Here is a 24,589-nt window from a genome sequence, read left to right as displayed (position 1 = left end):
GCCCCGGCGACGTTGCCCATGTATCCGATCGAGCGAGCGTCGCGCCGACAAGCCGCGTGGCTCCGGCAGACGCCGTTGCCGCGGCCGTGCTTCACGCGTTCGCGAGCGCGGCGCGGTTCTACCGATCGTGCTGTTGATCTCGGCGATGATGCTTACCACATCGGCGGTCTGGTTCGAAACATCGCTAGCCGCCGCGCGCGCGGCGACCAACGTGCGCGACTATTTGCAGGCCTTTCACGCGGCGGATTCCGCGCTGACCTTATGCGAGCGCAGCGTCCTTGCAGCGGGTGGCGACGTGTCACCACCGCCGCTCGCATCCGGCGAGCCTGTTCAATGGATGTTCGAAACCGCGTTCGAAGCCGGCGCTCTCACGCCTGTCGCGCAATGGCCCGGATCGGCGCGCGCGCCGCAATGCCTGATCGAGCGATGGCGGCTGCCCAGTCGCGAGAACGCGACCGCTTATCTGCTGAGCGCGCGGGGCTTTGGTCGGAGCGATGAGTCGCAGGCGTGGTTGCAGACGCAACTGGTGATCGACGGCGGAGCGATTGAACGTCATTGGCGGCGCGTCGCCGCGCGGCCATTCTGAAATTCATTCTGATGGGAGGGGCATGGCGACGCAACATACAACCACATCAACCTCGGCATTCACGCTGATCGAGTTGATGATCGCGCTGGCGATTGCGGCAACGCTGGCTGTTTTTGCGATTCCTTCGTATCGCGGCCACATTGCACGAACGCATCGTATCGATGCGGCATCCGCGCTGTATCGCGCCGCGCAGTTTGTCGAGGGGGCAGCCAGCGACGATACGCCGGCGTTGCCCGCGGGTCTCGACCAGGCGCCGCAATTCGGCACGCCGATTTACAGTCTGCGCGTGCTGCCGGCGGACGATAGCAACGGCGGCTACGCGATCGAAGCGACGCCGGCGCAAGCCGGTCCGATGCGCGACGATCCGTGCGGCACGTTCACGCTCGATGCGACTGGGTTGCGCGCTAACAGAAATGAGACCGGCGGTTCGGCGCCCGCAATCAGCGAATGCTGGAACACGGCGTAAGGCAGGGATTCCGGCGTAAGGCAGGGATTGGTCGCGGCCGAGTTGTCTGAGGGACTGCACCGCTGCGGCTGATTCGCTGCGGCTGATTCGCCGACTGCTTCGAGCCCGGCATCTATCAAGGGCATCGATCAACGCCGTCAGTAGCCCGTAGCGATGACTAGCAACCCCTAACCTACCCCGCCAACCACTTAACCTCTATTGCTGCTCGACGCAACCTGCCCAGCAACGGAGTCCCCAGCCATAGACGCGGACGCCGCGGCAGCCGCAGCCGCGTTGGAATCGCGCTTCATCTGCTGCCAGATTCGAAACGCTTCCCAGCCGGCGAGTGCAAGACCGCCCCACTTGAGCGCGGGCTTGGCGCCGGCCGCGACGGTGCTGCGTAGCGGCTTGGCGAGCAGCATCGAAACGATCGAGCTGGCGAACGGATACTGTTTGAGCAGCGCGCCGAGGGTCCCCGCGCTGATCATGCGAGCCTTGGAGCCTTTGCCCATGCGCACGCCACCGAAGCCCGGAATGATGAACTTAAGCCAACTGAAGTGCGTGACCGCCTGACGCAAATCCAGCGTGGCCTGGGTGAGTTCCACGCGCTCCACGTCCGCGCGCACGAGCAGCAGTTCCTTGCGCAACGCGCGTAAATGCGGCGCTCTCAAATCCTTCGACGGATCGCGCGGGTGACGGAATGCGGTATCAGGACGGGCGTGGCTCATGGCGTATCGGCGGCAGTGGAGAGGGGGAGATCGGAAACGATCAAACACGATCAAACGCGATCTGCGGCAAATCAGCGGGGCAGGCAACGATACAACAGCACGGTCATCTCCCCGCAAACGTCTACGAAATCAACCAGGCTTGCAACGCTCCAGGCGCGCGGGCCGCGTGGCATGTCAATCGCGGCTGTGAAATGCGTCGCGGTCTTTCTCGAACTCGGCGAGGGTCGCGTCGAACACCATCGGCGCATTCCGCAAATTGCTGCGCGCCTTCAGCGCACAAGCGAGGCCCGCAATCGCATAGACCGCTGTGATGCCAGCGAGCGCCTGCCAACGGTAGGTGTCCCAGAACGCAATGGCGATCAGCGCGGTCAGCGCGATCAGCGCCATCGCGGCGAGCGTCATTGCCGCGAGGCCGAGAAACAGCACGCCTAGCAGACGGTCTTTTTCTTCGGCGAGTTCGATGCCCACGAGTTCGAGCCGCGTCTGCAGAATGGCAAACACGGAACTGATAATGCGGCGCAACGGACCGTGTTCTGCGCGCTGCGATTGGGTTTCGGTTGTCATGGCTGTGGGCGTTGCGCGTGAGGGCGTAACCGGCGCGCTCGCGCGCCAGCAGAAGCGGACCGGCGAGATACGCGCCGGCCCCCCCGACTTGTCGATGCAAACGCCGGACCTGCCGTTCCGGCGTCCGAACCGGTCTTACTTGCGATTGATCAGCAGGCCGACCACGACGCCGATCCCCGCGGCGATACCGATGGATGCCCACGGATGCTCGTGGACGTAATCGTCGGTCGCGCGGGCAGCTTTCTTGCCCTTCTCGACGACTACGACCTGTACGTCGGCAGCCTTTTCCCTGGCTTGCTTCAGGCGCGTCAGCGCGGTTTCCCGCAGCTCCGATGCGCGCTCGCCGGTTGCGCTCGCGGCCTGTTTCAGCAGGTCTTCAGCGTCCGCGAGGACGGTTTTGATATCCGACATCAATCTCTCCTTATTGACTTCCGACATTGACAGCTCCCCTTTGTCTCGCGCTACGCGTAAATCGTAACCAAAGAAACGGTCGCTGGCGAGCGCAGTACCGGTTGCTTGCAGCCAACGCACGAACCATTCCCGGTATAACCCAGGCGTTAGCCAACCCGCTCGAGGCCGTCTGCTCCTCACCGGTAATAGATGGAGTTGATCTGTCCCGCAAAGTTTCCTTCACAGGGGAGAAAATTACAAAACCGCATAACGTACTGACGCGATGTTGGTTCGTCATCTACCGCCGCTCTCGTATGCTTTATCTTTGCGGGCTTCGCGCGTATGCGCCCGCACTGGACGTCCGGGGACTTTCGGACATTAAAAGGAGATACACATGAGTCTACGTCTTGGCGACGTTGCGCCGGATTTCGAGCAGGAGTCGAGTGTTGGCCGTATCAGGTTTCATGAGTGGCTGGGCGACAGCTGGGGCGTGCTGTTCTCACACCCCGCCGATTTCACGCCGGTCTCACGACCGAACTCGGGCTGACCGCCAAGCTGGCCGGCGAATTCGACAAGCGCAATGTGAAAACGATCGCGTTGTCGGTCGATAGCGCCGAGTCGCACAACGAGTGGATCAAGGACATCAACGAGACGCAGGCGGCTCGTGTCGGCTTTCCGATTCTCGCGGACGGCGACCGCAAGGTGTACGAGCTGTACGACATGATTCATCCGAACGCGAACGAAACCCTGACTGTTCGCTCGTTGTTCGTGATCGATCCGAAGAAGAAGGTGCGCCTGATCATCACGTATCCGGCCAGCACCGGCCGCAACTTCGACGAAGTGCTGCGTGTGATCGACTCGCTGCAGTTGACCGACAATCACTCCGTCGCGACGCCGGGCAACTGGAAGCAGGGCGATGATGTCGTGATCGTGCCGTCGCTGAAGGATGAGGAAGTCATCAAGCAGAAATTCCCGAACGGCTACAAGGCGCTGCGTCCGTATCTGCGCATGACGCCGCAGCCGAACAGGTAAGCGGCTCAACGCCTGCGACGCGCACCGCGCGAGTCTCAGTGAGAGTGTCGCGCCACGCGTGCGGTAACGAAAAAGCCGGTTCTTCACGACCGGCTTTTGGAATCTCGCGGCGGAAATCGTCGGCCGCTGTCAGCGCGATGCGCGCGCCTGGTGCACGAGCCATGCATCACGCCTCGAGCATCGACTACCAGCCATCAAAAGAACGCCTGGATCCCCGTCTGAGCGCGGCCGAGAATCAGCGCGTGCACGTCGTGCGTGCCTTCGTACGTATTCACGACTTCGAGATTCACCAGATGGCGCGCGATGCCGAACTCGTCCGAGATGCCGTTGCCGCCGAGCATGTCGCGCGCGAGGCGGGCGATGTCGAGCGCCTTGCCGCACGAATTGCGCTTCATGATCGACGTGATTTCGACGGCCGCGGTGCCTTCGTCCTTCATGCGGCCGAGGCGCAGCACGCCTTGCAGGCCGAGCGTGATTTTGGTCTGCATGTCGGCGAGCTTTTTCTGGATCAACTGGTTCGCGGCGAGCGGCCGGCCGAACTGCTTGCGATCGAGCACGTACTGACGCGCGGTGTGCCAGCACGCTTCGGCCGCGCCGAGCGCGCCCCACGCGATCCCGTAGCGCGCCGAATTCAGACAGGTGAACGGACCGCGCAGGCCGCTTACGCCCGGCATGATGTTTTCTTCCGGCACGAACACTTCGTCGAGCACGATTTCGCCGGTGATCGACGAACGCAGACCCACCTTGCCGTGGATCGCCGGCGCCGACAGCCCCTTCCAGCCCTTTTCGAGAATGAAGCCGCGAATCGCGTCGTTGCCGTCTTCCTCGAGCTTCGCCCATACGACGAACACGTCGGCGATCGGCGAATTGGTGATCCACATTTTCGAGCCCGACAGCGAATAGCCGCCGTCGACTTTCTTCGCGCGCGTGACCATGCTGCCCGGATCGGAGCCGTGATTCGGTTCGGTCAGCCCGAAGCAGCCAATCCACTCGCCGCGCGCTAGCTTCGGCAGATATTTTTCCTTCTGCGCGTCGGAGCCGAACTCGTGGATCGGCACCATCACGAGCGACGACTGCACCGACATCATCGAGCGATAGCCGGAATCGACGCGCTCGACTTCGCGCGCGATCAGACCGTACGCGACATAGTTCAGGCCGGGGCCGCCGTACTGCTCAGGGATCGTCGGGCCGAGCAGACCGAGTTCGCCCATCTCGCGAAAGATCTCGATGTCGGTCTTCTCGTGACGGAACGCTTCGAGCACGCGCGGCAGCAACTTATCTTGCGAGTAAGCCGCGGCGGCGTCGCGCACCATGCGTTCGTCTTCGGTGAGCTGCTGGTCCAGCAGCAACGGGTCTTCCCAGTGAAACTGCGCGGCTACGGCCATCACGTATCTCCTGATTTCTCGCTCGGAACCAGCTTGACTTAAGTTCCGCTACGCGAAACAATGTTTTGCAAACGACGACTGAGTGTACACCGTTATGACGCCGCCTTCCACTTTCTCCGCTGCGCTCGACGAACGCAAATTCGTCGCGGCGCTCGCACGCGGGCTCGACCTGCTGCGCGCGTTCAAGCCCGGCGAAACGCTGCTCGGCAACCGCGATTTCGTCGAGCGCACCGGCTTGCCGAAGGCGACCGTCAACCGCCTCGCCTACACGCTGTGCGTGCTCGGTTATCTGCGGCTCGACGAAACGCACGGCAAATATGCGCTCGACGCGGGCGTGCTGTCGCTCGGCTTCGCGCTGCTGTCGGGCACCGACACGCTCGAACTCGCGCGTCCTCACTTGCGCAGTTTCGCGCGCGAGGTCGGCGCGGCGGTCTCGCTCGGTTGTCGTGATGGGCTCGACATGGTCTATCTGGAAACGATCCGCAGTGAAACAGCGCTGACGTTGGGGCTCGCGTCGGGCTCCAAACTGTCGATGCTGACCAGCTCGATGGGTCGCGCCTATCTCGCGGTGCAGCCGCTCGATGCACGCACCGCGTTGATGGCCGAGCTCAGAAAGGCGGCCGGCAGAGCGGGCCCGATGCTCGTCGCCGAAGCCGAGAAGGAAATCGCCACTTTTGCGACCGAGCGCTGCTGCTATTCGTTTCGCGCGTGGCACGACGACGTCAATGCGGTCGCGGTGCCGTTTCGCGAGCCGCGCGAAGGGCGATGGCTCGTGCTGAGCTGCAGCGGACCGGCGTCGTCGATGGGAGAAGAAGTGTTTCGCGAGAATGTCGCGCCGCGCTTGAAGACGCTCGCCGGGCGGCTGGGCGCGACCGAGTGAATTCAGTTCGCGGCGTGTTCGCGAACCTCGTCAAGCCATGCAGGCAAGCGTATGAACATCAGCCGCTCGACAAGCCCGGCGAACATCCGGGGCCATTGCCGGACGCGCCGCGGGTCCGGTCGCATCACGCCGCGCTGTCGTGATAATGCGCGGTGAACAACGGCCCCTGCACGAACCTCACGTCGTATTGCTGTAGCGCGAGGAACTGTGCTTCATCCATCACACGATTGAAAATCAACGGCACGCGCAACCGGCTCGCGTAGCCGACCAGCGGCTTGACCGTCGCGTCGCGCAGGGCGATCGCAGCATCCATCTTGATGAAATCGAGCCGCGCCGTCTCCGACACCGACAGAATCTGTCCCGCGTTCGACAGATTGCCCGCCACCTTGAACCCGTAGTGCTGATAGCTCCTCGTCAGATACCCGAGGAACGTCTTGTGCGCGACCGCGGCCGGCGGCAGTTCGATCACGATCCGCGCCGGGCTCAAGCCGAACGACGTCAATACGCGCGAAAAATGCAGGCCGTGGTCGTACTTCACGCTTTTCAGCAGCCGCTCGTGCACGCGCAGAAACAACAGCCCGTGCCGATGCGAGCCGAAGAAATTGATCGCATGCAGCGCGCGCGACATGCGGTCTAGCGCAACGAGTTGCTGATCGTCGGCGATCCGGTCGAATGGATCGAATACCTCGAACGGCGGCGCGTCGAGGCGGTGCGTGACGGCCTGAAAGCCGAGCTCGTCGCCGAATCGGTCCACCCCCTCGGCACCGGATGACAGCGACTGTGCGAGCCCATGCACGCTGATGTCGAAGATCGGTTCGTAGGCGCTGGCGAGTTCGACGTCGTCAAAGCGCGCGAGCGCGACGCCGCGATGCGCGCCTTGTCCCATCAACAGATGCTCGCCGAGAAACGGGTGTTGAGCGGCGCGGGCGATCAGATCGGGGACGGTTGGCGGAATCATGAAGACAAATGAATGGCGACCAGGGGACGCGCAATGCGCGAGGCGGCGCGGCGGGATTGCCGCGTTGTCTTGATGGTAGCAGTCCGCGCCGCGCGGACATGAACAAAATGTTCATAACCATATTGGGCCGTTCGCCGTTCGCCGTTCGCGGCGCGCTGCGAGGCGTGCGCGAGCCGATCGGCGACCCGTGCCAGGGTATACGTCAATTTCACTAATCGAAATCGCTTTTACCATAAGTAAATCAACCGCAACGCGATTGGACGGGACTGCCTGCGCGCCGCCCGTGCGTCGCTTGCTGGCCGGCCGTGCCCGAAACACCGGGTGTGGGCAGCGAATCAATACCAACCTCGCGGAGAACCCTGAATGGATAACTCAACACGCAAGCCGGCTGATGCGCCGTTGCGGCCTGAAATCGAGCCCGGATATCAATCGGGCTTCGCGAACGAGTTCGCGACCGAGGCGTTGCCCGGCGCGCTGCCGACCGGGCGCAATTCGCCGCAGCGCGCGCCCTACGGTCTCTACGCCGAACAGATGTCGGGCACCGCATTCACCGCGCCGCGCGGCCACAACCGCCGCTCGTGGCTGTACCGGATCCGCCCGGCGGCCGTGCACAAGCCGTTCACGCTGCTGTCGTCGGAGCGGCTGGTCGCGAACTTCGCCGCGACGTCCGCCGATGTGCCGCCGACGCCACCGAACCAGTTGCGCTGGGATCCGCTGCCGGTGCCCGGCGCGCCCACCGATTTCGTCGACGGCTGGGTGACGATGGCGGGCAACGGCTCGGCCGAAGCGATGACGGGCTGCGCGATCCATCTGTATGCGGCGAACCGCTCGATGCAGGACCGCTACTTCTATAGCGCCGACGGCGAGCTGCTGATCGTCCCGCAGCAAGGGCGCCTGCATCTCGCGACCGAGATGGGCCGTCTCGACATCGAGCCATTCGAGATCGCGGTGATCCCGCGCGGCGTGCGCTGTGCGGTGAGCCTGCCGGACGGCGACGCGCGCGGCTATATCTGCGAGAACTTCGGCGCGTTGCTGCGTCTGCCGGAGCTTGGGCCGATCGGCTCCAATGGCCTCGCCAATCCGCGCGATTTCCTCACGCCGCATGCGGCGTACGAAGATCGCGAAGGCGCGTTCGAGCTCGTCGCCAAGATCAACGGCCGGCTATGGCGCGCGGACATCGGCCATTCGCCGCTCGACGTGGTTGCGTGGCACGGCAATTACGCGCCGTACAAATACGACCTGCGCCGCTTCAACACGATCGGCTCGATCAGCTACGACCATCCGGATCCGTCGATCTTTCTGGTGCTGCAATCGCAAAGCGACACGCCGGGCGTCGATACGCTCGACTTCGTGATCTTCCCCCCGCGCTGGCTCGCTGCGGAAGACACGTTCCGCCCGCCATGGTTTCACCGCAACGTCGCGAGCGAATTCATGGGACTCGTGCATGGCGTCTATGACGCGAAAGCCGAGGGCTTCGTGCCGGGCGGCGCGAGCCTGCACAACTGCATGTCGGGCCACGGCCCCGACGCCGATACGTTCGAGAAAGCGTCGCACGCCGATACATCGACGCCGAAGAAGGTCGGCGACACGATGGCCTTCATGTTCGAGACCCGCACCTTGATCAGGCCGACCCGCTTCGCGCTCGATACCGCGCAACTGCAGGCGCATTACTACGAGTGCTGGCAAGGTCTGAACAAGCATTTCAATCCGGAGCAACGATGAACGCAGTGAACGATCTTCAGGCGACGCTCGATCCGTCGCGCAAGAGCTGGGTCGAATCGGCCAACGATCCGGCGAGCGACTTCCCGATTCAGAACCTGCCGTTCGGGATATTCAGCGATCGTCGCAACGATGCGCGCCGGGTGGGCGTCGCGATCGGCGACCAGATCGTCGACCTCGCCGCGTTGCAGGCTGCGGGTTTGCTGAGCGCGCCGGCGCAGCATGTGTTCGCGCGCGACGCGCTCAACGATTTCATCGCGCTCGGCCGCGATGCCTGGCGCAGCGTGCGCATCCAGTTGAGCCTGTTGCTCGCGCGCGAGTCCGCGACCTTGCGCGATGACGCCGCATTGCGCGCGAAGGTGCTGGTGAGCCAGGCCGACGCGCGGCTGCATCTGCCGGTGAAAATTCCGGGATACACCGATTTCTATTCGTCGAAGGAACACGCGACCAACGTCGGCTCGATGTTCCGCGATCCGAAGAACGCGCTGCTGCCGAACTGGTCGGAGATGCCGATCGGCTATAACGGACGTGCGTCGTCGGTGGTGGTGAGCGGCACGCCGGTGCGTCGTCCGAACGGTCAGTTGAAGCTGCCGGACCAGGAGCGCCCCGTATTCGGCGCATGCCGCAAGCTCGATATCGAACTGGAGACCGGCTTTATCATCGGCGGCGGCAATGCGCTGGGCGAGCCGATCGCGTGTGCGGACGCGGAGGCGCATATCTTCGGCATGGTGCTGCTCAACGACTGGAGCGCGCGCGATATCCAGCAATGGGAATACGTGCCGCTCGGCCCGTTCAATGCGAAGACCTTCGCGACGACGATCTCGCCGTGGGTCGTCACGCTCGATGCGCTCGAACCGTTCCGCGTCGCGCAGCCGGTGCAGGAACCGCAGCCGCTCGCGTATCTGCGGCACGACGGCGAGCACACGTTCGATATCCACCTCGAAGTTGCGTTGCGTGCGCAACATGCGCGGCAAGCGAGCACGATCGCGCGCACGAACTTCAAGTACATGTACTGGACGATGGCGCAGCAGCTCGCGCATCACACTGTATCGGGCTGCAATACGCGGGTCGGCGATCTGATGGGCTCGGGCACGATCAGCGGCGCGACCGAAGATTCATATGGCAGCCTGCTCGAACTGACGTGGAACGGCAAGAAGCCGCTCGAACTGAAGGAGGGCGGCACGCGCGCGTTCATCGAGGATGGCGATGAATTGACGCTGACGGGGTGGTGCCAGGGGGATGGGTATCGCGTGGGTTTTGGCGCGTGCGTCGGTGAGATCGTGTCGGCGCGAGCCTGAGCGCGGCGCGCGAACGGCGAGCAAGGGCCGGCATTCGATGCCGGCCCTTGCCGTTTGTGTGAGCCGCTAGTGCGATCAACGTTCGAACGGCTTTCGAACTGCTAATACGCGAGTGCGGCGCGCTGCCTGACGCGCGCTTCGCGCGTCATCCCCGCCGCCATCCCCATCGTCATCCCTTCAACAACCCGAACACCGCCACGCCGTCCGTGGTCCCGACATACACCTTGCCGTTCGCGATCATCGGCGTGATGAACTTGTTTCCCGCGCCGAACTGATCCCGTGCGCCCATCTGGTTACTGTTGTACAGCTCGTTCAGACTGACCGGGTCGAAAGCATGCAGCGCGGCGACGTTACCGTTCTGCGCCGCCCACACGATACCGTTCGCGCTGCCGTTGGCCGAGATGCTCGGCGTCGTGCCGGGATACGGGAACGTCATGGCGGTTTGCGCGGTCGGCGTCGCAGAGAGTTTCGCGTTGCTTACCGTGAACGCCTTCAGATGATCGCCAACCGAGCCAAAATAGACGCGGCCGTTGAAATACGCGGGCATCCCGAATTCGCCGCCAACCAGCTGCGACGCAATTTCCTGATAGATGTTGTCGCGCGCACCATTGAACTTGCCCATCGCGTTGCGGTTGACCACGTAGATGACGTTGTCCTTGCCGGCCCCGAGCGCCAGTTGCTGCACGTTGCCGTTTGCGTCCGTGACATCCGGTAGCACGAGGGCGCCGCCGGAGCCCAGGTCGATGTCGTCACGGGCTTCCTCGACGACGTTCGACATCGCGAAGTAATCCGAGACCGACAGCCCGCCCGCGGTGCCCAGCTTCAAAAAGCCATTGCCGAAGTCGCGCAGGTTCGGAAAGCCGTTCGCGTCGAGCGTGGTGTCGAATGCGCCGTTGCCGTCGAGCAGATAGATCGACGCGCCGTCCGACGCCGGCCCGGCGCCGGCCATCCAGATCGCGCCGCCCGAGCCGTTCGGCGTGACGTTGAGTACGGTGGTCTGTTGCAGCGTGTCGGCGCCGTAGCCCATGATCCAGCCGGTATAGGTGCCGGCATCGCAGTGCGAGGTCCACGTCGTGTAGACCACGCCGCCGAGCAACAGCAGGCCCGCGCGCTCCGCGTACAGAGATGGCGCGAACAGGACCTGCCCATTCGCGGCGGGATAAGTCGCGGCAATCTCGGTGGGACCGTTCAGACGTTCGGCGCCGCTCGCGAGGTCGAGCGCGTGAAGGCGCTGATGGTAATTGCCGCTCGCGTCCTTCGACATCGCGACGACATAGATCGTGCCGTTCGCGCCGCGCGAACGGTCGATCACCGGTGTCGACGTGATGCCGATTTCCTGCGTGATCTGACCGCAGCCGCGATCGTCACTCGGCGTTTCACCGGTCTTCAGCGTGCGGGTCTGCCAGAGCGTCGCGCCGCTGTCCGCGTCGAGCGCGAACACGCTGTCATGCTCGGTTACCACATACAGCACGTTGTGGGTGCCCCCCGCGATCGCGACCGAACCGACGTACAACGGTTGCGCGTCGACCTTGCCGTCGACGGTGAAAAAGCCGACCTTGCCGAACGTCGACGCGGTGACGTTAGCGGGTGTCAGCGTGGTTTCGTTGAGATTCTGGCCGGTGCGGGCGATGTCAGTGTGGTAGGTGAGCACGTCGTGGGCGGCGGCCATCGCCGCGCCGCCCGACGAGGTGCCGCTGCCACTGCCTGTTGTGCCGCTGCCGCCGGTATTGCTGCCGCCCGTGGCACCCGGGTTGCCGGGGCCGGCACTCGAGCCGGTCGTGACGCTTGCGCCACCACCTCCGCCGCCGCCGCCGCAGTTCGCGGCCGTGATCGCGGCCACCACGACCGCCGCGCCCACCAGGCAGGCACGGCGCAATACGCGCACAGTTTCCATCACGGGCTCCCTGTCGCTTGCGACGGCGCCATCAGATATGGGCCGTTCCGGCGAAATGCCGCGCAACGTGGGCTTGAAGATGAAGATAGACGGGCGCTGGCGTGCCAACGACAGCAATTTGCGTGCGCGGCCGGCCAACCCCCGCGCTGTCAGCCGCGTTCTCTTGCACCGGACCGCCGCCGGAACACGAGCGCCGTGCGAAGCAGCGTGCCGGGCAGCGCATCGTTGCCGGCGGCCCTCGTCCGCGCGCCGGCGCGCCCCGGCGCGTTCACCGGCACGCAACGGCGGCGAGCGAGCACCGCCCGCGGATTACCCCGCCATCGCAACGCGTCGGTCGATCGACACCGACCACAGCGTAAGCAGCAGCGCACCGAGCGCGGTCGCGACGCCGACCCATGGCAACGTCGTCAGCGGCGCGCCCGCGCCGATTGCCGTGCCACCCAGCCACGCGCCGGTCGCGTTACCGAGATTGAACGCGCCCTGGTTCAGCGTCGACGCGAGATTCGGTGCATCCGTCGCGCGATCGACGATCAGCATCTGCAGCGGCGGTACGACCGCGAACGCAAGCACGCCCCACGCGAACACTGTCAGCATCGCCGGAATGCGCGCGTGCATCGTGCCCGCGAACACACACAGGATCAGGACGATCGCTGTCAGAAATGCAAGCAGCGACGGCATCAATCGCCAGTCCGCGAGCTTGCCGCCGAGCGTGCTGCCGACCGTCAGGCCGAGGCCGAACAGCAGCAACACCAGCGTGACCGCGTGCGGCGTGAAGCCGGTCACGTCCTCGAGAATCGGCGTGATGTACGTGAAGGTCGAGAAAAGGCTCGCCGATGCGAGCACGCTGATGCCGAGCACCATCAGCACCTGCGGGTTCTTCAGCACGCTGAATTCGCGCACGAGGCTCGCCTTGTGCATCTCGATCTTCGCGGGCAGGCAGACGGCGAGCGCCGCCGCCGCGATCACGCCGATGCCGGTGACCGCCCAGAACGTCGCGCGCCAGCCGACCGCCTGGCCGAGCGCGGTGCCGAGCGGCACGCCGAGCACGTTCGCCAGGGTGAGACCGGTGAACATCAGCGCGATCGCCTGCGCGCGCCGGTTCGGCGCGACGAGCCCCGCCGCGACCACCGAGCCGATCCCGAAGAACGCGCCGTGGCAGAAAGCGGTCGCGACGCGCGCGGCCATCAGCACCGCGTAGCCCGGCGCGAGCGCGCACAGCAGGTTGCCGACGATGAATACGCCGATCAGGCTCATCAGCGCCTTCTTGCGCGGCATGTTGGCGACGGCGATCGCGACGATCGGCGCGCCGATCGTGACGCCGAGCGCATACGCGGACACCAGCATGCCGGCGGCAGGAATCGATACGGACAGATCGCGCGCGACATCGGGCAGCAGCCCCATGATGACGAACTCGGACGTACCGATTCCGAACGCGGCAACGGCAAGGGCAAGCAGGGGCAAAGGCATGGTGATGACGGGGATGTGATGCGTGAAGCGGCGCGGGCAACGACGCGCCGGCCGGCGCGCGGGCGTCGTTGTAGCGGCAACGCCTGCATCGGATAACGGTGAACAGTAGGGGATTCTACCTAAGTCGAAACCGGTATGCTGGCAGCCGGAAAAGCTGTTGTTTTTCGCGGAAAGGGACGCCGAAACCGTCGCGAAGGCTGACGAGGGGCGGCGGCGCGGGAGCTACGCGCGGGGGGGCCTTGCATCGCCGGCCCGCCTCGCCGCGCCGATTCGCTACCAACCGTGAAGACGCGACACCCCGTGCGCTTATGCATCGCAAGCGATTCATCACGTTGTCATATTTCTTTCATAACGGACTCGTAGCGTAGCGCTTTATTTACGCGCTGGCGGCTTTCCGCCAGCTTGCCGAGCCTGCCTTTGTCCTTGCCTTTGCCTGATTCTTCGCCGGCCGCCGCGCCGGGTTGCGCCGAAACGGTGTGGGTCGTGCCGTTGCACGAGCATTCATGGTACGACCATGTACGGCTGAAACGCGTGTTCGTGACCGACGGTACGCGCCATCAGGTGGTACTCGTCGATCTTCGCAAGTTGCTGGTCTGCGCGGATCGCGACAACACCGACTATGTGCTGAGGCCGGTCGCCGACTGGCATGCCGGCAAAGTGCGCGGCATCCGCGAATTCCTCGACCCGGACAATCCACGCATTGCGCAAATGCCGTACGTGACGATCTCGACGCGTCGGGGGCCGGGTTTGCTCGGCTGGCTAGGTGTCGAGCGCGAGGGCGTGGTCGCGTTTCGCAACGGCCAGCACCGTGCGCGCTATCTGGCCGACGCGGGCGCGCGCTGGTGTCCGGTCGAAGTGCACGAGCGCGAGGCGACGTTGCTGCGTGAACTGTGTGGTGCGGCCGACGACGCCCGCACCGCGATCGGCATAACCCAAACGGGCGGCGACGGCGGCAGCGTCTAGTTTCCTGGTGTGCCCGCACCCGGATACCGCGCGGGACATCCGCGTCGCCGCAGGCACGATGCCGGTGCCCCGCGAACCGGCCGTCTTGCCGTGCGCATCGAACCCGGGCAGCCCATGCAGCGAAAAAATCGCGCTCACGGCTGCGCGTGACCGCGCGCGGGAAACGGCGGCTTTCAGCGCGCGGATCGAACCGGCCGCATGTTGGCCGACCGGTAACGCACTCGACAGGAGCCTCCTGAAGCAACTGTATAGGCGTGCGAGGCGGTACGGTAGCGCGCGCCAGCCGGCGCAGCAAATCTTGCGTAACCGCGCGCTTAGGTGAATGATCGGCCGACGGCCTCGCTGGCTTCACCGCGGCGGGGCCGTTCTTTCCGTTGCGCCCGAACCTTCACGTACCGATCATGCCGATATCCACTGTCACTCCCGTCGCTTCATCCGTGCCCTGTCCGGTCGTCGAATCGCTCGACGCCATCCTTCCCGAAGAACCGCTGCTAATGATGGGCGCCGGTCCCGTGCCGATTCCCGCGGCGGTCGCGAAGGCCAATGCGATCGTGGTCAACCATCTGGGCGCCACGATGGCGAAGGTGGTCGGCCAGGTGAAGACGATGGCGCGCTACGTGTTCCAGACGCAATCGAAATGGGTGCTCGGCGTCGCCGGACCGGGATCGGGCGCGATGGAGATGGCGATCTGCAATCTCGCGTGGGAAGGCACCCGCATGCTGTGCATCAAGAATGGCTTTTTTAGCGACCGCATGGGCGAAATGGGCCGGCGCGTCGGCGCGCGCGTGAGCATGCTCGAAGTCGCGGACCGAACCGTCGCGAGCCTCGATCAGGTGGCCGACGCGATTCGCCGCGAGCGGCCGGAGGTGGTCACCGTGGTGCAGGGCGAAACGTCGAACACCGTGTGGAACCACCATCTGAAGGATATCGCTGCGTTGGCGAAGCAAGCGGGCGCGCTCGTGATCGTCGACGCGGTCTGCACGCTGAGCACGATGCCGCTCGAAATGGACGCGTGGGGTATCGACGCGGTGATTACCGGCGGGCAGAAGGGGCTGTCGTCGATTCCGGGCGTGTCGCTGATCGCCTTTTCCGACGCCGCGTGGGCGCGCGTCAAAGGCCGCCCGGTGCCGAATACGCACTGGTGCCTCGATGCGTCGCTGGCGGAAAGCTTCTGGCACAACGCCGGCTATCACTACACGGCGCCGGTGTCGGGCGTGCTCGCGTTGCACGAGGCGCTGAGGCTGGTATGCGCAGAGACGCTGGAAAAGCGCTTCGCGCGCCATTTGAAATGCTCGCTCGCGCTACAGCAGGGCGTTAGCGCGATGGGCCTGCAACTATATGCGCCGGAGAGTTGCCGGCTGCACTCGGTGGTCGGCATCGAGGTACCGGATCGCCTGAGCCCGGCCGATGTCTGCGCACATATTTCGCGGCAGCATCAGGTGGAGATCTCCGGCTCGTTCGGTTTGCCGATCGTGCGCATCGGCCAGATGGGCGAGCAGTGCCGTGAGCACAACCTGTTTCGTACCGTGCACGCGCTCGGGCGGACGATGGTCGACCTCGGCGTCGACGTCGATCTGCCGGCGGGTGTCGCGGCGCTCGAACGCGGTTTATCGGAGGGGAAGTAGAGACGCCGGTCGCGGCGCGATGCACTCTACGCAGTGCACAGCGGCGAGCGATGGTGGCCCCTGCGGCGCTCCATGTGTTGTACGTGCATTGACCGGCTCGACGCCGGGCCTGTGGCCGGCAAGCCAGTCACAGCGGAAATCGAGCCGGCACGGTTCACGCGCTGTTGGTTCTTGCCCGCGCCGGTGCAGGCCTGATCAGCGGTCCCACCATCAGGACGCTGTCGAACACCCCGCGCTTTTACGACCTCGCGCGCCGGCATCCTTCAAATAGAGCACGGTGGACAGCACCACCGCCGCTGCCGCCGCCAGCGCGGCAAACAGAAACACCGAACCATAGCCGAATGCACCAGCGATATACCCGGCCAACGGCCCGGTAATGCCGAGCGACAGATCGAGAAACACCGAATACGCCGACAGCGCCGCGCCGCGGCTCGCGGGCGGCACCAGACCGACCGCCTCGACGCCCAGCGCCGGGAACACAAGCGCAAAGCCGAAGCCGGTCAACGCGGCACCCGCCAGCGCGATGTGCGGCGCCGGCGCGAGCCACAGCATCAACAGACCCGCGCATTCGAACGCGAACGACGCGATCGCGACACGAAACCCGCCATACGTCTTGATGGTGTTCGCGAACAGCAGGCGCGAGCCGATGAACAGCGTGCCGAACAGCGTCAGCGACAGCGCCGCGTTCGGCCAATGTTTTGCCGCATAGAACAGCGTGATGAAGGTCGCGATCGAGCCGAAGCCGGCCGAGCCGAGCGCGAGGCCCACGCCGTGCGGCAACACGCGCGTGAACACGCTGCGATACGACATCCGCTCGCCGTGGACGACAGGCACCGCCGCGATCAGCCGTGCGAGGTAATAGCCGAGCGCCGCGAGCGCGATCACCAGAATGCCGAGTGTGGTGAAGCCGATCGAGTGAGAGATCAACACGCCGAGCGGCGCGCCGATCGCGAGCGCGCCATAGGTCGCGATGCCGTTCCACGAAATCACACGTGCGTTATTGGCGGTGCCGATCCGGCCGATACCCCACAGGATCGCGCCGGTGCCGCACAGGCTTTCGCCGAAGCCGAGCACGAGGCGGCTGCAGACGAGCAGCGCGAGGCTCAGCACCGGCCAGTGTCCGGTGAGCGCGGCGAGCAGCAGGAACACGCCGCTCGTGCCGCAGCCGATCAGACCGATCGACACAGTGCGTTTCGGCCCGAGCGTATCGGCCGAGCGGCCCGCGAGGGGCCGTGACGCGAGCGTGGCGAGGTATTGCACGCTGATCGCGGCACCCGCGAGCACTGTGCTATAGCCGAGGTTGCCATGCACGTAGCCGGGCAGCACCGCGAGCGGAATACCGATCGTCAGGTAGCAAAGAAAGGTGAAAAAGACGACCGGAATGATCTGTAAGGTCGTCGCAAATTCGCTGCGAGCGGGCGCGTAGTCGGTGGACATGGGGAAAACGAGACTTGAAATCGGCGGAAGTACGTGATTGTCCCACGGAACCGCATCCCTTGCAGTAGTTGCTTAATAACGATTTGGCTCAACGCGGCGCGGCGGGTCTCAGAAGCGGTACAACACTTCCTGGCAGTGCCGGTGCGCGTATTCGACATAAGCGAAATGCTCGGTAAATCGCTATCGATATCGTTTTACGGATATGTCCTGCATGCAACTCCCGCTATGGGTTGTGTTTATTGACGGTGTTAGCTTTCAAACCATCGACGCGGCGCGTCCGCGCGGACACAGAACACACGAGAGCAATCACACATGACTGAGCCGATCCGCTTCTATCACCGCAACGCGATCCGCGAAATCAAGGACGCGCCCGTCACGCGCACGGTGCTGCAATACCTGCGCGAGGACGCGCGTTGCACCGGCACCAAGGAAGGCTGCGCCGAAGGCGACTGCGGTGCGTGCACCGTCGTGATCGGCGAGCCCAACGCGGCGGGCAGCGTCGATTTCAAGGCGGTCAACGCGTGCATCCAGTTTCTGCCGACGCTCGACGGCCGCGCGCTTTTCACCGTCGAAGATCTGCGCCAGCCGGACGGCTCGCTGCATCCGGTGCAGCAGGCGATAGTCGACTGCCACGGCTCGCAATGTGGCTTCTGCACGCCGGGCTTCATCATGTCGATGTGGGCGCTGTACGAAAAACACGGTCACGAGCACAGCTGCGCGAACCGCACGGTGCCGTCGCGCGACGCGATCAACAACGCGCTGACCGGCAACCTGTGCCGCTGCACCGGCTACCGCCCGATCGTCGAGGCGGCCGAGCGGATGTTCGACGCCCCCGCGCCACAAGCGCCGCTCGACGTGAACGCGCTGGCCGCATCGCTCGCGTCGCTGCGCCGCAACGGCACGTTCCGCTACGAGCACGCGGGCCAGCGCTTTGCCGCGCCGCGCACGGTCGCGGCGCTCGCGCAACTGAAGCAGGCCGAGCCGGCCGCGCGGATTCTGGCGGGCAGCACCGATATCGGTCTGTGGGTCACGAAGCAGATGCGCGAACTCGGCAACCTCGTCTATGTCGGCCAGATCGCCGAGTTGCAAAAGCTCGCGACCAACGACGACTGGATCGAGATCGGCGCGGCGGTGAGCGTCGAGAAAGCCTACGCGGAGATCGCGCAGCAGTATCCGGAACTCACCGAAATGTGGCAGCGCTTCGCGTCGCTGCCGATCCGCAATGCCGGCACGCTCGGCGGCAACATCGCGAACGGCTCGCCGATCGGCGATGCGATGCCAGGGCTGATCGCACTCGGCGCGCGCGTGATCGTGCGCGGCGGCGACGTCGAACGCGAAATGCCGCTCGAAGATTTGTATGTCGCGTATCAGAAAAAAGATATGGCCGGGCATGAGTTCGTGGTCGGCCTGAAGGTGCCGACGCGCACCGGCGCGCGCGCGAACTTGCGGTTTCGCACGTACAAGCTGTCGAAGCGTTTCGATTCGGATATCTCGGCCGTGTGCGCGGCGTTCTCTTTCATCGCCGATGGCGACGTGATCCGCGAGCCGCGCATCGCGTTCGGCGGGATGGCCGCGACGCCGAAGCGCGCGCTCGATGCCGAAGCCGTGCTGCGCGACGCCGAATGGCACGAAGCGAGCGCGCAGGCCGCGATGCTCGCGCTCGGCAACGACTACGCGCCGCTCAGCGATATGCGCGCGACCAGCGACTACCGGCTTGAGGCGGCGAAGAACACGCTGTACCGCTTCTGGCTCGAAACGCGCTCGCACAATCCACTGCCGAAAAATCTGCTCGACGTTCGCGCGGTCGAGCCGGCCGGCGCGTGCGTTTGAGCGCGGCGATTGCTACGGACACGGAGAACACATAATGAACCAGCAAGCCGAACCGTTCCTGAAAGAACTGCAGCATCTCGACGACTTCAGCCAGGTCCACGTGTCGCGGCCGCATGAATCCGCGCATCTGCACGTGAGCGGCCGCGCGACCTACACCGACGATATCCCCGAGCTGGCCGGCACGCTGCACGCGGCGCTCGGTTTGTCGTCGAAGGCGCACGCGAAGATCGTATCGATTTCGCTCGACAAGGTGCGGGCGACGCCCGGCGTGGTCGCGGTCTTTACCGCCGACGACATCCCCGGCGCGAACGACGTCGCCCCGATCGTCCACGGCGACGATCCGATCCTCGCCAGTGGCGTCGTGCAATACATCGGTCAGCCGATCTTCATCGTGGTCGCGACGTCGCACGATATCGCACGTCTCGGCGCGCGGCGGGCGGAGGTGGTCTACGACGAAATGCCGGCGGTGCTGAGCGCGCAGCAGGCGCGCGCCGCGAACCAGTTCGTGCTGCCGCCGATGAAGCTCGCGCGCGGCGATGCCGGCAAGCGGATCGCGCGCGCCGCGCATCGCGAGGCCGGGGAAATGCTGCTCGGCGGCCAGGAGCAGTTCTATCTGGAAGGGCAGATCTCCTACGCGGTGCCGAAGGACGACGACGGCATGCAGGTCTACTGCTCGACGCAGCATCCGACCGAAATGCAGCACCTCGTCGCGCATGCATTGGGCGTGGCCTCGCATAACGTGCTGATCGAATGCCGGCGCATGGGCGGTGGCTTCGGCGGCAAGGAATCGCAGTCGGCGCTGTTCGCGTGCTGCGCGGCGCTCGCCGCGTGGAAGCTGCTGTGTCCGGTCAAGCTGCGCCCGGACCGCGACGACGACATGATGGTGACTGGCAAGCGCCACGACTTTCACTACACGTTCGAAGTGGGCTACGACGAGCAAGGTGTGATCGACGGCGTCGCGGTCGACATGACGTCGCGCTGCGGCTTTTCGGCCGACCTGTCCGGCCCGGTGATGACGCGCGCACTGTGCCACTTCGACAATGCATACTGGCTGTCGGACGTGTCGATCGACGGTTTCTGCGGCAAGACCAACACGCAGTCGAATACCGCGTTTCGCGGCTTCGGCGGCCCGCAGGGCGCATTCGCGATCGAGTACATCATCGACAACGTTGCGCGTTCGCTCGGCATCGATTCGCTCGACGTGCGCCGCCGTAATCTGTACGGCAAGACCGAGCGCAACCAGACGCCGTATGGTCAGGTGATCGAAGACAATGTGATTCACGAGCTGATCGACGAGCTCGAAGCGACCAGCGACTATCGCGCGCGCCGCAAAGCAGTCGACGAATTCAACGCGAACAGCACGATTCTGAAGAAAGGCCTCGCGCTGACGCCGGTGAAGTTCGGCATCGCGTTCAACGTCACGCACTTCAATCAGGCTGGCGCGCTCGTGCATATCTACACCGACGGCTCGGTGCTCGTGAACCACGGCGGCACCGAGATGGGCCAAGGCTTGAATACCAAGGTCGCGCAGGTCGTCGCGCACGAGTTGGGTGTCGGCTTCGAGCGCATCCGCGTGAGCGCGACCGATACGAGCAAGGTCGCCAATACGTCCGCAACGGCCGCGTCGACCGGCTCCGATCTGAATGGCAAGGCCGCGCAGGATGCCGCGCGCCAGTTGCGCGAACGGCTCGCCGCGTTTGCCGCCGAACGTTTCGGCGATGGTCGCGTGGACGCGGCGCAGGTGCGCTTCATGCACGACCGGGTGGTGGTCGGCGACGTGATCGTGCCGTTCGGCGAAGTGGTCGCGAAAGCGTACCTCGCGCGCATCCAGCTGTGGTCCGACGGTTTCTACGCGACGCCGAAGCTGTACTGGGATCAGTCGAAGCTGCAGGGCCGGCCGTTCTATTACTACTCGTATGGCGCGGCCGTATCGGAAGTCGTGATCGATACGCTGACCGGCGAAATGCGCGTGCTGCGCGCGGATGCGCTGCACGACGTGGGCGCATCGCTGAATCCGGCGCTCGACGTCGGCCAGGTCGAGGGCGCGTTCATTCAGGGCATGGGCTGGTTGACGACCGAGGAACTGTGGTGGGACGCGGGCGGCAAGCTGATGACGCACGCGCCGTCGACCTACAAGATTCCGACCGTCAACGATGTGCCGCCGGTCTTCAACGTGAAGCTGTTCGAGAACCGCAACGCGGAGGACAGCATCCATCGTTCGAAGGCGACTGGCGAGCCGCCGCTGCTGCTGCCGTTCTCGGTGTTCTTTGCGGTGCGCGACGCGGTGTCGGCGGTGGGCGGGCACAAGGTCAATCCGCCGCTCAATGCGCCGGCGACCAGCGAGGAAATCCTGAAGGCGGTCGGCGCGGTGCGCGCCGCGACGAGCGCGGCACGTTAGGCGTGACGGCCGACACCCCGGAGCGAAGCATGGCAACACGCGTGAATCATTTTCTCGGCGAAATGGCCGCGATCAACGGTCGCTCAGCGGTTCCGGTCGGCCGGCGCGGCGGGTTCGAACCGTCGCGCCCGGCGCCGATGCATATCGTGCTGTTCGGCGCGGGGCACGTCGGGCACGCGCTCGTCAAGTTGCTCGGCAGTTTGCCGTGCGTGGTGCAGTGGGTCGACGAACGCGACGAACTGTTCCCCGACGAAACGCCGCCCAACGTGCAGGTCGAAGCGACCGACACGCCCGATGCGATCGTCGACGCGGCGCCGCCGGGCACATGGTTCCTCGTGATGACGCATAACCATGCGCTCGATTTTTCGCTCGCCGCGCGCATCATGCGGCGGCGCGATTTCAGCTACTTCGGCATGATCGGCTCGAAGACCAAGCGCGTGAAATTCGAGCGGCGTCTGCTCGAACGCGGCGTGGAGCGGGAGCGACTCGACGAGATGACCTGTCCGATCGGCGTCGAGGGGATCGTCGACAAGGCGCCCTCGGCCATTGCGATCGCGGTGTGCGCGCAGTTGCTGCGGTTGAGGACGCAGCAGGGTGCTGCTCGTGCCTGTTCGGGTGCTCTTGCACGGATTCACACACCGGACATCGATCGGCATACGGCACGGGCGAGCGCATAGGCGACGGCGCAAAGCGCTAGCTGGCATCAGCGTTCGACGGGGGCGCTGCTGATGCGCCGGACCCTTGGTTTTTCGCGCCCGACGCAGCGCGGCGCGGGGTATTGCGTTGCGCTGGCGGCGGCACCTAGCGCGGTTTCTGTTACGGCTTCGCCTGCGCGTTCACCTTCGCCTGCGCGTTAACCCGCGGCTTCTTCGGCGCGACCAGTTCATCCGACACGTCGGACATCAACGTGCGCAGCCAGCCGATATCGCTCGGCCGATCCGGCTGCGGATGCCACATCTGATAACACTTGATGCGCGGAAACGCGATCGGCACGTCGACGACCGCGAGCGGCAGCATGCTCGCGTAATGCATCGCGAAGCGGCGTGTCGTCGTGAAGATCAGGTCCGATTGCAGCAGCGTCTGCGGCACCAGCCCGAAGTAGGGCAGCGTCGCGACGATCCGCCGGTGCGCGTGCGCGCGCACGAAACCGGTGTCGATCGCGCCGCCGCGCGCACCGCTATACGGTGCCGGCGCGAGATGCGGCGCAGCCAGATACGCATCGCGCGTCAGCGGCGTGCGTGCGAGCGGATGATCGGCGCGCATCATGCACACGACCGTGTCCGCAAACAGGTCGCTGCGCTCGAAACCCGGATCGGGCTTCGGCCAGTTGCCGATCACGAGGTCGAGTTCGCCGGCGTCGAGCGCGGCCGAATGGTCGAACAGCGGGCCCAGCGATTCAATTTCGAGCCGCGCATGCGGCGCCGCCTCGCGAAAGCGCGCGATCACGGTCGGCATAAAGAAGTCGTTCAGATAATCGGGCGCCGCGATGCGAAATGTGCGCCGCGAGCGGCCGGCGTCGAAATCGCCGTGCGGCGTCGCGACGAAATCGACGTCGCGCAACACGCGCTGCGCGGCCGCCAGCAGCGACTCGCCATATTCGGTCGGCACCATGCCCGACTTGCCGCGCACCAGAATCGGGTCGCCGAGCGTTTCGCGCAGCTTGCGCAGCGCGGTGCTGATCGCGGGCTGGGTCTGGTTCAGACGCAGTGCGGTCTGCGTGACGCTGCGCTCGACCAGCAGCGTGCGCAGCACGCGCACGAGCCAGATATCGAGAGAGGCGGCGGTGTCGTCCATGATCGAAGCGCGGCGGCGCGAGCGGAACGCAGCGCTCGCCGCACGGCGCGGGTGCGGTGCGAAGGGTTATAACCTTAGGCCTGTTTGCGGGCGAGCGGCATAGCGCGCGCGGTATGGCGGGGATCAGCGCGGCGCGGCCCGCTCGTTCGCATCGCTGATGCATGCGCTGAAGCGCTCGTTTCAGGCCGGCTTGTCCGCCAGCCCCCACGGCAGCGAGCTGATCCGCTTCACTTCCCCCGATTCGAGCCAGTTCGGCGTGCGCGCGCAGTACAGCACCATCGGCAGTGCGTCCTCGCCCCAGAACAGCTGATCGTTCAGGCGGAACGTCGGCACGCCATATACGCCGAGACTGATCGCATCGGCGGTGTTGCGCTGCAGTTGCGCTTTAACTTCGTCACTTTTGATCAGCTCGGGGCCATCCGGTTTGCCAACCCGCTCGCAGAGTTCGGCAAACGCTTCATCGCTCGACGGGTCGCGCCCCTCGCGCCAGATAAAGCGGAAAATCTCGCGCACGAATTGCACGTCGCCGTTGGCGGCGGTCGCGAGCAGCAGCGGCCTGGTCGAATCGAACGGATGCGCGGGCGGCATCTTGTAGCGGATGCCCAGTTGCTCGGCGCGAAACAACGCGTGCCGGTACATGAAGGTGCGCTTGGCCGGCACGCTGTACGCGGAGCGCTGACCCCAGTGGCGGTACAGATCGTTGAGCACGACCGGCGTGAACGCGAAGTCGAAGCCAGGCCATTTGTCGTGTTGCTCGAGCAACAGGTAGGTGAACGGCGAGACGAAATCGTAAAACCACAGCGGCTGTTGGGCGTCGATGCCAACGGTCATAAATGTCTCCGATTGCCTGTGCTGCACTGCGCGGACGGCGTCCGCCATCGCGTCGAAATTGTCATGATCTTACGCGGTGCGGCCGCCGCTTGCACCGGTCGGTATTCCCTGGTAGCTCGGGTGCGCTGGTGCTTGATTGCGTGCTTCATGACTCGCTTCGCGACCTGCTTTCACTGCGTTCCACCGATGCTTCACACCTGCTTTGCGCCGGTGTCGGCGGCTTCGTCCGCGCCGGAAGCGGTGCTGCCGTCGGCGCCGGCCTCGCGGCCGCCGCCTGCGGTTTCAGCTGCGTGTAGCGTGCTTTGCCGCGCCGCTGCGTCGCTCGCGTCGCTTCGGTCGCTGGCTCGGTTCGCGCCGCCCGCTTG

The 24,589-nt window shown here is 65.1% G+C and carries 20 protein-coding genes and 1 pseudogene; 11 read left to right on the top strand and 10 right to left on the bottom strand.

The annotated features are described in order from the left end of the window. Positions 1-22: 22 nt before the first annotated feature. Both VGH68_RS28580 and VGH68_RS28575 read left to right on the top strand, forming a co-directional pair. A complete protein-coding gene (locus VGH68_RS28580) occupies positions 23-586 on the top strand; it encodes a hypothetical protein (RefSeq protein WP_331607107.1) in 564 nt (187 codons plus the stop codon). Positions 587-608: 22 nt separating this feature from the next. Further along, a complete protein-coding gene (locus VGH68_RS28575) occupies positions 609-1,052 on the top strand; it encodes a type IV pilin protein (RefSeq protein ID WP_331607095.1) in 444 nt (147 codons plus the stop codon). A 188-nt stretch (positions 1,053-1,240) separates the two neighbouring features. On the opposite strand, the gene VGH68_RS28570 is transcribed toward VGH68_RS28575, so the two are convergent. From VGH68_RS28570 to VGH68_RS28560, 3 genes are all read right to left on the bottom strand, one after another. Beyond that, positions 1,241-1,759 carry a DUF3318 domain-containing protein gene (locus VGH68_RS28570; protein ID WP_331607106.1) on the bottom strand — a complete coding sequence of 173 codons (519 nt, stop codon included), beginning with the start codon at positions 1,757-1,759 and terminating at the stop codon, positions 1,241-1,243. A 174-nt stretch (positions 1,760-1,933) separates the two neighbouring features. Further along, a complete protein-coding gene (locus tag VGH68_RS28565; RefSeq protein ID WP_331607093.1) occupies positions 1,934-2,323 on the bottom strand; it encodes a phage holin family protein in 390 nt (129 codons plus the stop codon). Positions 2,324-2,458: 135 nt separating this feature from the next. Continuing rightward, the gene (locus tag VGH68_RS28560) at positions 2,459-2,761 is read right to left on the bottom strand and encodes a DUF883 family protein (protein ID WP_331607092.1); all 303 of its coding nucleotides are present in this window, start codon (positions 2,759-2,761) and stop codon (positions 2,459-2,461) included. Between the two features lie 346 nt (positions 2,762-3,107). Between VGH68_RS28560 and VGH68_RS28555 the strand changes: the two are divergent. Then, positions 3,108-3,745, top strand: a pseudogene (locus VGH68_RS28555) (peroxiredoxin). A gap of 194 nt (positions 3,746-3,939) precedes the next feature. Here the strand turns inward: VGH68_RS28555 and VGH68_RS28550 are convergent. After that, positions 3,940-5,130 carry an acyl-CoA dehydrogenase gene (locus tag VGH68_RS28550; RefSeq protein ID WP_331607091.1) on the bottom strand — a complete coding sequence of 397 codons (1,191 nt, stop codon included), beginning with the start codon at positions 5,128-5,130 and terminating at the stop codon, positions 3,940-3,942. 94 nt (positions 5,131-5,224) lie between these two features. On the opposite strand from VGH68_RS28550, the gene VGH68_RS28545 reads away from it, so the two are divergent. Beyond that, a complete protein-coding gene (locus VGH68_RS28545) occupies positions 5,225-6,010 on the top strand; it encodes an IclR family transcriptional regulator (RefSeq protein ID WP_331607105.1) in 786 nt (261 codons plus the stop codon). A gap of 124 nt (positions 6,011-6,134) precedes the next feature. On the opposite strand, the gene VGH68_RS28540 is transcribed toward VGH68_RS28545, so the two are convergent. Next, positions 6,135-6,968, bottom strand: a complete 834-nt coding sequence (locus VGH68_RS28540; protein WP_331607090.1) for an EAL domain-containing protein — start codon at positions 6,966-6,968, stop codon at positions 6,135-6,137. A 363-nt stretch (positions 6,969-7,331) separates the two neighbouring features. Between VGH68_RS28540 and hmgA the strand changes: the two genes are divergently transcribed. Together hmgA and fahA are read left to right on the top strand one after the other, a co-directional pair. Continuing rightward, on the top strand, positions 7,332-8,690 hold the full coding sequence (gene hmgA / locus VGH68_RS28535; RefSeq protein WP_331607089.1) for a homogentisate 1,2-dioxygenase: 1,359 nt from the start codon (positions 7,332-7,334) through the stop codon (positions 8,688-8,690). Beyond that, on the top strand, positions 8,687-9,985 hold the full coding sequence (gene fahA / locus VGH68_RS28530; protein WP_331607088.1) for a fumarylacetoacetase: 1,299 nt from the start codon (positions 8,687-8,689) through the stop codon (positions 9,983-9,985). Before hmgA ends, fahA begins: the two co-directional genes overlap by 4 nt. Before the next feature lie 169 nt (positions 9,986-10,154). Here fahA and VGH68_RS28525 read toward each other — a convergent pair whose 3' ends face one another. Then, positions 10,155-11,879 carry a pyrrolo-quinoline quinone gene (locus VGH68_RS28525; RefSeq protein WP_331607087.1) on the bottom strand — a complete coding sequence of 575 codons (1,725 nt, stop codon included), beginning with the start codon at positions 11,877-11,879 and terminating at the stop codon, positions 10,155-10,157. A 309-nt stretch (positions 11,880-12,188) separates the two neighbouring features. Then, positions 12,189-13,346 (bottom strand): MFS transporter, encoded by a 1,158-nt coding sequence (locus VGH68_RS28520; RefSeq protein WP_331607086.1) that lies wholly within the window; start codon positions 13,344-13,346, stop codon positions 12,189-12,191. A gap of 417 nt (positions 13,347-13,763) precedes the next feature. Here VGH68_RS28520 and VGH68_RS28515 point away from each other — a divergent pair, with 417 nt between their 5' ends. Further along, positions 13,764-14,309 (top strand): plasmid fertility inhibition factor family protein, encoded by a 546-nt coding sequence (locus VGH68_RS28515; RefSeq protein WP_414697005.1) that lies wholly within the window; start codon positions 13,764-13,766, stop codon positions 14,307-14,309. Between the two features lie 401 nt (positions 14,310-14,710). Then, positions 14,711-15,934, top strand: a complete 1,224-nt coding sequence (locus VGH68_RS28510) for an alanine--glyoxylate aminotransferase family protein (protein ID WP_331607084.1) — start codon at positions 14,711-14,713, stop codon at positions 15,932-15,934. 210 nt (positions 15,935-16,144) lie between these two features. On the opposite strand, the gene VGH68_RS28505 is transcribed toward VGH68_RS28510, so the two are convergent. Continuing rightward, positions 16,145-17,371 (bottom strand): MFS transporter, encoded by a 1,227-nt coding sequence (locus tag VGH68_RS28505; protein WP_331607083.1) that lies wholly within the window; start codon positions 17,369-17,371, stop codon positions 16,145-16,147. Positions 17,372-17,683: 312 nt separating this feature from the next. On the opposite strand from VGH68_RS28505, the gene xdhA reads away from it, so the two are divergent. From xdhA to xdhC, 3 genes are all read left to right on the top strand, one after another. Further along, complete coding sequence (gene xdhA, locus VGH68_RS28500; protein WP_331607082.1) at positions 17,684-19,201, top strand: xanthine dehydrogenase small subunit; 1,518 nt, start codon at positions 17,684-17,686, stop codon at positions 19,199-19,201. A gap of 34 nt (positions 19,202-19,235) precedes the next feature. Next, positions 19,236-21,599, top strand: coding sequence for a xanthine dehydrogenase molybdopterin binding subunit (xdhB, locus tag VGH68_RS28495; RefSeq protein ID WP_331607081.1), 2,364 nt, complete (start codon positions 19,236-19,238; stop codon positions 21,597-21,599). A gap of 62 nt (positions 21,600-21,661) precedes the next feature. Further along, the gene (gene xdhC, locus VGH68_RS28490) at positions 21,662-22,276 is read left to right on the top strand and encodes a xanthine dehydrogenase accessory protein XdhC (protein ID WP_414697007.1); all 615 of its coding nucleotides are present in this window, start codon (positions 21,662-21,664) and stop codon (positions 22,274-22,276) included. A 139-nt stretch (positions 22,277-22,415) separates the two neighbouring features. On the opposite strand, the gene VGH68_RS28485 is transcribed toward xdhC, so the two are convergent. Both VGH68_RS28485 and VGH68_RS28480 read right to left on the bottom strand, forming a co-directional pair. Further along, positions 22,416-23,393 carry a LysR substrate-binding domain-containing protein gene (locus VGH68_RS28485; protein WP_331607079.1) on the bottom strand — a complete coding sequence of 326 codons (978 nt, stop codon included), beginning with the start codon at positions 23,391-23,393 and terminating at the stop codon, positions 22,416-22,418. Positions 23,394-23,573: 180 nt separating this feature from the next. Further along, complete coding sequence (locus tag VGH68_RS28480; protein WP_331607078.1) at positions 23,574-24,224, bottom strand: 2-hydroxychromene-2-carboxylate isomerase; 651 nt, start codon at positions 24,222-24,224, stop codon at positions 23,574-23,576. Positions 24,225-24,589 lie beyond the last annotated feature (365 nt).

It is taken from the genome of Paraburkholderia sp. (genome assembly GCF_036488505.1).
In the GTDB taxonomy this organism is placed as follows: Bacteria; Pseudomonadota; Gammaproteobacteria; order Burkholderiales; family Burkholderiaceae; genus Paraburkholderia.
Note: the sequence above shows the minus strand (reverse complement) of the source record. Positions and strands in the feature narration are given on the sequence as shown.